Raw genomic sequence first — 11164 nt, 5'->3', positions numbered from 1 at the left:
CCTTGCCGCCGCACTCCCAGGCCTTCACACGGTGAACTGGCCCGGACGCGACCAGGCGGGGGTGTCCGTGCCGAGCGGGGTCTATGTGCTCACGGTCAGTGCCGGGAGCAGCCAGGCGCACCAGAAGGTGGTGCTCTGCCGGTGAGAGGAAAGGCTCGTTGAGCGAGGCAACTGCATCTGCCGGTGACGAGGCAGACGAGAGTGCCGCCACGATGAGCTGGCACAGGGCTTGGCTGCCGAAGAAAGGGAGAGCACGCCTGCCGGCTGCCTGATTGGGATTGTTTCCAGGCGCTTGTGAGAGAATTGGCGCGCACCCCTGAGCCCTTGCCGGTAAATAGAAAATACGTGGGCCTCCCGGGGAGCCACCCAGGCAAGGCTTTGCAAGGTGCCCAAGGGGCGGTCGGCCTATCAGTGAGGAGGGCATGCCGTGCGCATAGGCATTGTCGGTTTACCGCTGTCAGGAAAGACCACCCTGTTCAACGCTCTCACCAGGGGGCATGTCAAAGTGGACAGCTTCCTGGGGGCGAAGGAAGAGGCGCACGTTGGCGTCGTCAAAGTGCCCGATCAGCGCTTGGACTTTCTGGCGCAACTCTTCCAACCAAAGAAGGTGACCGCCACCACGGTCGAGTACGTTGACGTCGCTGGGCTCGAGAAAGGCGTGAGCACGAAGAGCGGTCTCGGCGACCAGCTCTTGGGCAGACTGCGCACGGTCGATGCCCTGCTGGTGGTGCTGCGCCTGTTTGCCGACGCGCAGGTTCTCCATCCGGAAGGGAGCATTGACGCACGGCGGGACTTTTCCATCCTCCACACCGAGTTTGTACTCTCGGACCTGAACATCGTGGAGCATCGGCTGGAGAAGCTCAGAAAGAGCGTACCGAAGACCCATAGCCGAGAAGAGCAACAGGAGCTGCAGCTCATGGAGCGCTGCTTGCAAGAGTTGGAGCAGGAGCGCCCCCTCCGCGGTCTGACCATGAGCCATGAAGAAGAGCGTCTGGTGCGGCCCTATCAGTTCCTCACCTTGAAGCCGCTCCTCATCGTGCTCAACCTTGGGGAAGAGCAGATACCCGAAGAGCAGGCCATTGTCGCCTCGCACGCCGACTTGGCAGTTGGGCCCTGGTGCGCATTGGATGTAGTCTCTGCAAAGGTGGAGATGGAGATCGCCCAGCTGGAGCCTGAAGACGCGCAGGTCTTCTTAAAGGAAATGGGCCTCAAGGAGCCGGCAATGTTTCGGCTGGTGCGCAAGTCCTACGAGCTCCTGCGCCTGGTGACGTTTTTCACCTATGTGAGCGAGGAGGTGCGCGCCTGGACAATCCCCCGGGGAACCACTGCCAAGCAGGCCGCTGGAGCCGTGCACACCGATATCGAGCGGGGCTTCATCCGCGCCGAGGTGGTCAGCTACGTGGATCTCCACGCGCAAGGTTCTCTGGCACGCTGCCGGGAGTTAGGGCTCTTGCGCCTGGAAGGAAAAGACTACATTGTGCAAGATGGCGACGTCATCACCTTTCGCTTCAACGTGTAGAGGAGAAGGAGCCGGGCAGCGATGCCGGAGGAAAAGAGCAGAGGAGGGCAAAGGTGGCACGCGCGGGAAATCGGTGGAAGATGCTGGTGGGCGTGGCGCTCAGCGTGCTGTTTCTCTGGGTGGCATTTCGCAAAGTCGATGTGCACAGGATGCAGCAGGCCTTCCGTGAGGCCGACTACTGGTATCTGCTGCCGGGGGTGACGGCGCTCTTCGTGGCGCATTGGCTGCGGGCACTGCGCTGGCGTTACCTGCTGGATCCGATCAAGCGGGTGCACGTCTGGCCGCTCTTCTCCGCGCTGATGGTGGGCTACTTTGCGAACACCCTCCTGCCTGCCCATCTGGGCGAACTGGTGCGCGCCTACGTCATCGGTCGCCGCGAGAAAATCTCCGGCAGCGCGGCGTTTGCCACCATCGCGCTGGAGCGAGTCATCGACATGCTCTCGCTGCTGCTCATTACCGCCCTCACGTTGACGCTCAAGCCGTTTCCGCGTACGGTGGCCATACCCGACGAGGTGACCACCAGCGGCTACCTCATGTTTCTCGCCACGGCACTGCTTTTTGCGTTTCTCCTCTTCCTGAAAATGAGGACGGAAATCGCCCTGCGTCTTGTCGGGCTGGGGCTGCGCCCCTTGGGCCGGCGACTGGCAGAGCGGGGACAGCGCCTGCTGCGCGATTTTGTCACGGGGCTGGTCCCCCTTGCGCGGCCCTCGGATTATGCAATGGTCGCGCTGACGTCCGTCTTGGTGTGGGTGGGCTACTTAGTGAACCTGTATTGTGTGATCCTCGCGTTCGGTCTTTCGGCTCACGGGGTGGGATTATCCGCAGCGCTGGTCGTTCTGGTAATCACCACCATTAGCATCGTCGTCCCCTCCTCTCCGGGGTATGTGGGGACCTACCACTACTTGGCAGTGCTTTCGCTTAGCTTGTTTGGCGTGGACAAGAGCACGGCGCTGAGTTTTGCGGTGGTTGCTCATGCCACTGCCGTGCTGACCGTCACGCTGGTGGGCATGGCGTGCGCCTGGAAAGAAGGGGTGACCATAACCACCATGGCGCATCGCGAGGAGCTGGCGGCCGCCGGGTAGTCTCCGGTGGGGGGTCTTCGTGACTAAAGAAAGCGGGCCACGCTTTCCTGTTCGTTTTCCTGTTCGACGCCGATGACCACCGGCAGGCTGTCGCGCACGTCTTCGATGTGGGTGATGATGAAGATTTGCCGAAAGCGTGTGGACAGCTGATTGAGGGCGCTCAGGATCAACTGTCGGCGCTGCTCGTCCTGCGAGCCAAAAATCTCGTCCAGCACGATGAAGTTCATCGGGGTTACGCCGCTGCGCTCGGCCACCACCTGGCTGATGGCGATGCGCAGGCACAGGTTGGTGAGGTCCTGTTCCCCGCCGGAGAAGCGCTCCAGCTGGTACGGGGTCGTGCCGTCATAAAGGCGGATGGTGTAGTCGTGGTCCAATTCGAGCAGCGAGTAGCGGCCTTGAGTGGTCAGGCGCAAAAGCTCGGAGGCACGGTTGGCAATCAGCGGGCGAAGCCGGTTGGCAAGCTCCTGCCGGAAGCAGTCGAAGTGGTGGTCCAGGAGCTCAAGGTAGTGCATTTCCTCTTCTGTGCTTGCGATTTCGACCACCTGGCGGCGGTGTTCCTCGAGATCAGCGAGAATGCGCTGGCGTTCTTTCTTCAAGCCGGCCAAGTCTTCGCGCACCTGGGTGTATGCCTCTTGCTGGCGTTCCTGCTCCTGTGAGCACTGCTCGACCAGCTGTTCCGCCCGCCGATACTGGTCCTCGTCATATGCGACGCTGGCCAGCTCCTGTTCTACTTCTGCAAGTTGTGCGGTGAGCTCCCGGATCGTGGATTCGAGGCGAGAGATTTCCGCCGCCACCCTTTCGCGCCGCCTCACGTCCGCACTGAGTCCGGATGCTTCTTTTTCCACCTCGACGAGTTCATCCAGGCGTCGCTTGAGCGCTCGGTGGGCCATCTCGTCGTACTGCACCACGCTTAGCGAGGCGATTTCCTGCTCCAGGCGCGCACGGTGCTGGTTCCGCTCCGTCAGCTGCCGCTCAATCTCCTGAAGCTGGCGCGCCGCGTCCGCAGCCGATTGCTCCTTGAGCGCAAGTTCCCGTTCGGCCTCGCGCAGTTCGGTCAGTTGTCCCTTCAGTTGTGCCAGGTGTTGCCTGGCGCTCTTCTCGTGCTGTTGCAAGAGCTGGTATCTTTCGCGGAGTTGACCCAGCTCCTCGTCATATTTGTGCAGCACGGCTGCGTGTTGTTCCCCAAGGGGGCGGGTGCACACCGGGCACGGGCCCGAGGGCCCCAGCTTTGCCACCTGCTCACGCTTGCCGCGCACCTCCTGGCCCTTAGCGGTGACGGCCTCGCGGTCGGCAACCACCTGGCGGAGTTGCTCCTCTGCGCCTTCAATCTCCTTCTCCAGATCTGAAATCCTTTGGCGCGCCTCGTGCAGATCGGCGCCCAGCCGCTGCAGCGCCGTGGCTTTCTCCCGGTGAGTGGCAAGCTTTGTCTGCAGCTCTTCTATCTGCGGGCAGAGGCGGGTGAGTTCCTCCCTTTTGGCCTGCAGTGTGGCGGCGTCTTTGGCGGCGCTGTCCATACGTTCCTTCTCGGGGCGAACGCGGGCCAGTTCCTGCAGCTGCGGGGCGATCTGCTTGAGCTTTTCGGCCGCCTCGTCGATGGCGGCGAGGTCTGCTTGGGCCCTTTGCAGGGATTGCTCTGTCTCGGCCAGCCGTTCGGCCAGCGAATCGTGGCGGGAAGATAGCTGCATGAAGCGATCGCGCGTGGCCCTGAGCGCGTCGAGCTCCTTCTTTGCGCGGCGCGAGGCCTCCTTTGCCGCATTGAGTGCCGCCTCTGCCTCTTCTTCCTTGCTGCGCTTTTCCTGGAGGGCGGCTTCAGCCTGGGCGAGCTGCTGGCGCAACAGAGCTTCGTCCTTGAGGCCCTTGCGCAGTCCCTCGAGAAATTTGCTGCGGTCTCGCCAGTCCTGGCGTGCGAGCTCGCGCGCGCGATCCACTACATCGATGTTGATCAGCCGGTTGATGCACTTCAGGCGCTCGGCAGGAGTCTTCAGACGAGAGAAAGCATCGAGCTCCTTCTGTTGGGCAAAGACCGAGGCGAAGAAGGACTGATAATCGAGGCCGAGCAGGTTCTCGATGAATTCGGTGACGCCGGAGTCTTGCACGGCAACTGGTGCCTCTGCTGCACCGCGATATGCCGCCGCCTCGGCAATTGCATCCTTTCCGCGCAGTTGTCGCACTATGCGGTATTGCTCACCGCCACAGGCGAAGAGCAGTTCCGCGCTGCAGATCTCCCTGGGTGAGGCTGACTGCGAGCGGACGTCGGTCTTGTCGGTGCGCTTTACCCGGTTGCCGTACAGGGCCCACCCTATGGCCTCGACGATGGTGGTCTTGCCCACGCCGTTGGGACCGATGATGCCAATCAGGTTTTCCGGAAACTCGATTTCAAGCGCGCGGAATCGCCGGTAGTTGCGCAGTCGCAGAGCCTGGATAACCATGAGGTGCCTCCGGAGCGGGACGCTCACTCCACGTAGGCGTTCACCAAATGCGGGACAGGTTTTCCTCCCAGGTCTGTCACCTCCAGGAAGAAGCCCCAGCTCCCGCCAGTGTGCACCGACTTGATGAGCACCCGATTCCGCCCAGCGCGTAGTCGGACCAGGACTTTGTCCTGACCTGGCATGGCGGAACGCTGCTGGCGATGCACATGCACCAGCTGGCCATTGACCCACAGGCGGTAGCCGCCAGTTGAGCCAAGGGCAAAGAGGACCTCCATGTCCTGTGGGCTGTGCAGGTCGGTCACCGCATAGGCTGCCACGTCGTGGCCGGAGTAGATGGTGTTGCGCAAGTTGATGAACACCGAGCCGGTGCTCCGCCGCGGGGGGCGCCACTGCCACTTCTGCCAGCGCACCGGTCCGAACTTGCCAGGGTAGCAGCCGGCGAGGTTGATCTCGTTTTCCGGCGGGTCGACGCGGTCAAGCGCTTGGTGGTCTGCATTGTCGAACGGCCCGATGAGGTGGTAGGCCTGCAGGAATGTGGCGGGGAGCTCGAAGCTGGCCGGATGCCGGAACTCCTGGCCGTTCCACTGCAGGCGATTGTCCACCTGGAAGGTTATTCTGTCCACCGGGAAGCGAGAGGGCGCAACAAGCAGGAACTTCGCCGTGAACACGCCACCGGGGGCAAGTTCTCCGCTCACCGAGGCTGGACCCTGCAGCCCTTGCAGCCATTCCCGGGAGGCGGACAAGATGCTGGTCACCTGCAGCCTGGGTGCCAGTTCCCCCGAGGCAAAGGTGCAGATGATGGGCAGAATGGCCTCGTCGCCATGCATCTCGCCGATGCGGGTACAGGCAACTAACCCAAAGAGCGCCTGGAGAAGCTGTCGTCGGCTTTGGACTGGGGCCTCGGAGGCTATTTCGTTTGCCAAGGCCCGCAACTCCTGCTCCATGGCAGCGACGGCCTCGCCCAAGCGTACGGTGGTCAATGCCCCTTTTCCGGCCTGCAGCCGGTGGTGCTCTGCGCGCCGGAATAAAGCGTCGAGCTTGGCGGCAAGAGGTCCGCGAGCGGCCACTTGCCGAGCTGCCTCACGAAGGTCCGTGAGAAGCTGGACCTGTTGCTCGGCCGCGGCCAAGAGATCGAGGTAAGCCGCATCCGCGTCCGTGTGCACTGCCACCCTCACGGGCGCCGAGGAGTCGCGCACCGAAGTTTTGACTTCGACACAGTGCCCCGCCTGACCATAGCACCAGGCCCCGTTGCTCGCGGATAGGGCTTTCTTGCTTTTGACCCGCGGCAAGGGTTGCCCGTCGAGCTCCACCACCTTTGGGCGAGGAAGGGAAAGTAGCCTGATCAGGTAGGCGCGCTTTGCGGGAGCACCCCGGTAGGTTCCCCGCGCAGGGCCCACTTCCACGCAGTGTCGGCCAGCTGCCATGGAGTAGCGGATTGGGGTTGTGCGGTACGCGCCGTCACGGTAGGCGAGCGTCTCCCCGTCGTCCTCATACAGCTCGAATTCCCCGTTCGCTCCGGAGTAGACGTCGACGACCAGCACCTCACCCGGCATGTCCAGGGACGCCTGCGGCACGATGGCTCCCGCGCGGGCGAAGAGAGGCATCTGCGCCAGAGGCGAACGCCAGACCGCCACCTTGGGACCGCGGATACGACTACCAGTGAACATGTCCACCCATGTGCCAGGCGGGAAGTAGACTTCTTTGGTGGCGACGCCGAACTCTCCAGGCTGGTCTATGGGGGCCACCAGCAGTTCGCGCCCGAAGAGGTACTGGTGGCGATAGGCGTAGGCTTCCTCAATGTGGGGCCACTCGAGGTAGAGAGGCCGGCACAGAGGCAAGGCGTGCTCATGGACCTGCCGCGCGTAGGTGTAGATGCAAGGGAGCAGCCGAGAGCGCAAATGGAAGAAGGCGCGTACGATGCGCTGCGCAGCGCGGCTGTATCGCCACGGCTCGCGAATGCCGTGGTCACTATGCAGGCGGAGAAAAGGACTGAGGGCGCCGAACTGCACCCACCGCACGTAGAGCTCGTCGTCGAGCTTGTTGCCGAAGAAGCCGCCTATGTCGTGTGTCCAGTAGGGGATCAGGACATTACCGGCGGTGGCCGTAAAGGCAATCTCGTAGCGGAGCACGCCCCAATCGGAGTAGGTGTCGCCGGAAAAGGAGATGGGATAGCGGTGTGAGCCGTGGCCACCATAGCGGCTGAAAATGAGCGCACGCTTGCCGGTATACGTCTCGGTCTTGTCGTAGTAGACCTTGTTCGTCCACATCTGGCCGTTCAGTCCCGGTGCCGAGGCTGCGGCGCCGTCGATCCACCAAAAGTCCACTCCTTGTCCGTGAAACGGCTTGTGCAGCAGGTCCATAAAGACCTCTGCGTGCTCGCGGAGCGCAAGGTTGAACACGAATGAGCCATCGGGCCCTATGTGTCCCGTGCCTAACCTGGCCACCACCTCCTGGTAGGCGCTCTCCTCTGGCGGCAGCAAGCCGGGATGATTGTTGAGCGTCACCTTCAGGCCTTGCGCGTGGACCCAGGCCAGAAACTCTTCCGGGCGTGGGAAGAGCTCCGGGTTCCAGTCATAGCCCTCCCAGCCATGAAGGTGCCAGTCGACGTCAATGACCAGCACGGCAAGCGGCAAGCTCTCCCGTTTGAAGCGCGTGACGACCTCCCGCAGCTCGCGGTCGCTGTAAGGCCAGTACCGGGAGTACCACGCCCCAAAGGCCCAGCGGGGGAGCATCGGCACGGGGCCGGTGAGCTGAGCGTATTCCCTTAGCGCCAGCGCATAGTCATCGCCGTAGCCGAAGAAGTACCAATATTGCGCCGTGGGCTCTTTGCGGGGCGTGTGCCAGCCGTCCGCTGTCAACAAGGCATGGTGTTCATCCTGGAGCAGATAGTAGCCGCTGCGGCTGAGGATCCCAGCAGGCAGCGGGGGTAGACTGCTCTCCGACACGCCATCGAGGCTGTGCAGGGTGCCGCCCAAGTTGTGAGGATCCTGCTCTCCAGGCCGCCAGGTACGCCACTGGTCGCCGTGTCGGTAACAGACCAGTAGGTTCTCCGGTCCGAATGGGCCGGAGTTCTTCCGGTAGCGGATGCGTAGCCGCTCCCCGTCCAAGCAGCAATACCCTTTCTCCTCGTACTGCTTGGCGGGCACAGGCGGCCAGTTACGATTGATGACCACCACGGAGGGCTGATCGACAAAGGTGCCAGTGGGCGAATACTCCAAACGAACCAGCGTCGGCGTGAGCAAGGTGAACCGCACCATAGACCGCGGAGGTTCCTTTCACCGTTGATGAGCCAGCTTAGGCACGCGCAGCAGGGAAAGCAACACGCACGAAAGGCCAGCCAGACCAGCGCCGAGCCCAAAGGCAACAGTTGGCCCGAACTTTTGCCACAAGAGTCCCATGAGCACGCTTGCCGGCAAGGCCCCTATACCGACGGCGAAGTTGAACAGGCCGTAGGCCGTGCCGCGTTGTTCCGGGTTGACAAAGTCAGCGACCAGTGCCTTCTCAGTACCTTCGGTAAGACCAAAGTAGAGCCCGTACACCACAAACAAGCCCCAAATGTGCCAGGCGCGCTCGGCCAGCGCAAAGCCGGCGTAGGTCAACGCGTACACCAACCAGCCGGCAACGATCACCCTCTTGCGACCGATACGATCGGACAAGCTTCCCCCGGGGAGGGATGTTGTCGACTTGACCAGATGATGCACCATCCACAATGTCGGCACCAGAGCCGCTGGCACGCCGAGGTTACTGGCCCGCAGCAAGAGGAACATGTCGCTGGAATTGCCCAGAGTGAAAAGGAAGACGATGCCCACGTAGAACAAGAAGCGGCGATCGAATTGACGCCAGGTGATCTTGGGTGCCTCACTGGCTGTCTTGTCGCTCGTCTGCTCCTTGACCGCGGCGATGAGCAGCGCCATGCTCAGGGCCGCCGGGATGGCTGCGCACCAAAAAACGGTGCGCACGTTGGTGGTCAACGCGGCCAACATGAAGGTGGCGATGAGCGGGCCGAGCACTGCTCCGAGGTGGTCCATAGCTCGCTGCAAGCCAAAAGCTTTGCCGCGACTGGCCGGGGGAGATGAGGCGACGAGGAGGGCGTCCCGCGGCGCCGTGCGCACCCCTTTTCCCACGCGATCCCAAAAGCGCACCACCAGCACATGCCAGGGGGCAGAGGCCAGGGCCGTGAGCGGTCGCACTAGGGATGAGACGCCGTAACCGCACACGGCCAGGAGCTTGCGGCGGCGCAGGCGGTCGGAAAGCCAGCCGGAGAAGAGCTTGAGCAGGCTGGCCGTGGTCTCGGCAACTCCTTCCACCAAGCCCAGAAAGGCAGGTCCAGCGCCGAGCACGCGGGTGAGAAACAGGGGAAGCAGCGGGTAAATCATCTCGCTGCTGACGTCATTCAACAGGCTGACGCCGCTGAGGGCGGCCACGTTGCGCGTCAACCAGGCGTGGCGCGCCGGGCCTCCCCCTTGGGCAGAGGATGATTGCGGATCCTGGTGCATGAAGACTCCTCAGCTCGTGCACATGGCAAGACCACCATGCAAAAAAGTCCGGCGTGGATACAACAGTCCACCCGGACCAGAATCACTGGCCAGCGTGAGCGAGGCGGCTCGCACAAAGGCGAGCCGCTATTCGCTCCTGACTTGCTATTGCAGCTTATCTAAGTAGCTTTGGGCGCGCGGGGCAAACTCGCTCTTCGGGTACTCAACCAGAAGGCGTTGAAACTCCTCCTTGGCGCGCAATTTGTCACCCAGCCGCAGGTAGCACAAGCCGAGCTTGAGCTGCGCAGCGTCGCTCTTGTTGCCGTCGCCCAGGCCAAATACCTTCTGGAAGTCAGCGATCGCCTGCTCGTACTCGCCCAAGGCATACCGGCATTCCCCGATCCAGTACTGGCAGTTGTCAGCGAGTTTGTGATTGGGCTGGGCAGCCAGGAGCGACTCGAACTGGGTGATTGCCTCCCGGTACCTTCTGCTCTGATACGTCTGCAGAGCCTGTTGGTACTTTCCCTCGAAGCCGGCGACCGTGGGACCACCAGTGGCGGCCGGGGCTGCCTTGAGCTCGCGGAGTTCACGCTGCAACTCGTCGATGCGATCCTCCTTCTTGGCCACTTCCGAGCGGAGGGCAGCGATCTCGAGGTCCTTGCTCTCGAGCTGCTTCTGCAGCGCGGAGGCGTCCGGCTCTGCAGGCTTGGTTGTTGCCGGGGTGGAAGTAGCAGGGGCTGCCTTTTCTTCCTTGGTCACACCGAGCAACTTTAGTACTTCTGCCTCATCGTCCGCTTTGGCAGGGGCCTCCTCCTGCGGTTTCTTCTCCCCCAAGAGCTCATCTAGGTTAAACTGCTCCTCGGTGACCGGCTCTTTTTTCGCCTTGCTGGACGCGCAGCCCGCCAAGAACGCCGTGGCCAGCGCGAGCACGACCAACCAACGGCATGAAAGCGTCCGTTTCATGGTTCCTCCCTACTTTTGCCTCCTCAGCACCCAGAAACCGGCCGCGCTCCAACCGAGCGCTGCGACGGTTCCACCCACTCTCCGCCACCGCGACGCATGGGGGAAGACCTTTACCTGCAATGGTCGTCGCGGCAAGCCTGAATAGCCAATGTTGGTTTTGTCCGCATTCACTGCGGCCACAAGGTACCTGAGCCCGCTCTGCACCGCGCTGTTCGGCAGGGAAGCCTCATAGCGGAAGGGCGCAGACGGATGAGGGTGCATGGGCACCACTGACCACTTAACTCCTGGCTCTGCGCGATACAGGGCGGCGCACAACAGGAGACTGTCTGCGTACACGTCCGCGACAAGCTTCAGGGAGTGGTGCAACTCTGCCCGCCGAATCGGATGGTGGATAACCACCGGCTTCTTTTCCGGCACCGCCTCCTGGCGGGCGATTTCGCGCACTTCCTCCACCAGCTTCATCTTGCCGTGGTAGTAGCGGACGAAATCAGGATTTTCCTCCGGTAGGCCGTCGTGATCCATGTACCCGTCGTTGTCCTCAGCGATGCTATCGTCAAGGTCCAGCTCGCGGGGCACGCCGTCGTGGTCACGGTCGTTTTTGTCGCGCGTGGGGAAGGAGAAGCTCAGTCGGGCGTGCGGAGAGAGGATGCCGTCAGTCTCGTCTCCGCTCTCGCGGTGCTCAAGCGCGTCCACTAC

Annotated in this window: 8 protein-coding genes; 3 read left to right on the top strand and 5 right to left on the bottom strand. The window is 62.5% G+C overall.

What is annotated here, in order from left to right:
* The 3 genes from H5U38_02585 to H5U38_02575 form a co-directional block, all read left to right on the top strand.
* Positions 1-145: hypothetical protein (locus H5U38_02585; protein ID MBC7185899.1), on the top strand; the 145-nt coding region annotated here is incomplete at its 5' end.
* Between the two features lie 282 nt (positions 146-427).
* Positions 428-1519, top strand: a complete 1092-nt coding sequence (gene ychF, locus H5U38_02580; protein ID MBC7185898.1) for a redox-regulated ATPase YchF — start codon at positions 428-430, stop codon at positions 1517-1519.
* 53 nt (positions 1520-1572) lie between these two features.
* Positions 1573-2601, top strand: coding sequence for a flippase-like domain-containing protein (locus H5U38_02575; GenBank protein ID MBC7185897.1), 1029 nt, complete (start codon positions 1573-1575; stop codon positions 2599-2601).
* A 23-nt stretch (positions 2602-2624) separates the two neighbouring features.
* Here the strand turns inward: H5U38_02575 and H5U38_02570 are convergent, their stop codons facing one another.
* The 5 genes from H5U38_02570 to H5U38_02550 form a co-directional block, all read right to left on the bottom strand.
* Positions 2625-5030 (bottom strand): SMC family ATPase, encoded by a 2406-nt coding sequence (locus tag H5U38_02570; GenBank protein ID MBC7185896.1) that lies wholly within the window; start codon positions 5028-5030, stop codon positions 2625-2627.
* Positions 5031-5053: 23 nt separating this feature from the next.
* Positions 5054-8287, bottom strand: a complete 3234-nt coding sequence (locus tag H5U38_02565; GenBank protein ID MBC7185895.1) for a DUF5110 domain-containing protein — start codon at positions 8285-8287, stop codon at positions 5054-5056.
* An 18-nt stretch (positions 8288-8305) separates the two neighbouring features.
* Positions 8306-9526, bottom strand: a complete 1221-nt coding sequence (locus tag H5U38_02560) for an MFS transporter (GenBank protein ID MBC7185894.1) — start codon at positions 9524-9526, stop codon at positions 8306-8308.
* 144 nt (positions 9527-9670) lie between these two features.
* Positions 9671-10468 (bottom strand): tetratricopeptide repeat protein, encoded by a 798-nt coding sequence (locus H5U38_02555; protein ID MBC7185893.1) that lies wholly within the window; start codon positions 10466-10468, stop codon positions 9671-9673.
* A 9-nt stretch (positions 10469-10477) separates the two neighbouring features.
* Positions 10478-11164: hypothetical protein (locus H5U38_02550; protein MBC7185892.1), on the bottom strand; the 687-nt coding region annotated here is incomplete at its 5' end.

It is taken from the genome of Calditrichota bacterium (assembly GCA_014359355.1).
Taxonomy (GTDB): domain Bacteria; phylum Zhuqueibacterota; class Zhuqueibacteria; order JANLFK01; family Oleimicrobiaceae; genus Oleimicrobium.
The sequence above is the reverse complement of the archived record's forward strand: the minus strand, read 5'-3'. Positions and strand labels throughout refer to the sequence as shown.

What these genes read in the sequence shown, in the direction of transcription:
- H5U38_02570 (MBC7185896.1), bottom strand. Translation starts at nt 5,030, where the DNA reads ATGGTTATCCAGGCTCTGCGACTGCGCAACTACCGGCGATTCCGCGCG.
- H5U38_02560 (MBC7185894.1), bottom strand. Translation starts at nt 9,526, where the DNA reads ATGCACCAGGATCCGCAATCATCCTCTGCCCAAGGGGGAGGCCCGGCG.
- H5U38_02555 (MBC7185893.1), bottom strand. Translation starts at nt 10,468, where the DNA reads ATGAAACGGACGCTTTCATGCCGTTGGTTGGTCGTGCTCGCGCTGGCC.
- H5U38_02565 (MBC7185895.1), bottom strand. Translation starts at nt 8,287, where the DNA reads ATGGTGCGGTTCACCTTGCTCACGCCGACGCTGGTTCGTTTGGAGTAT.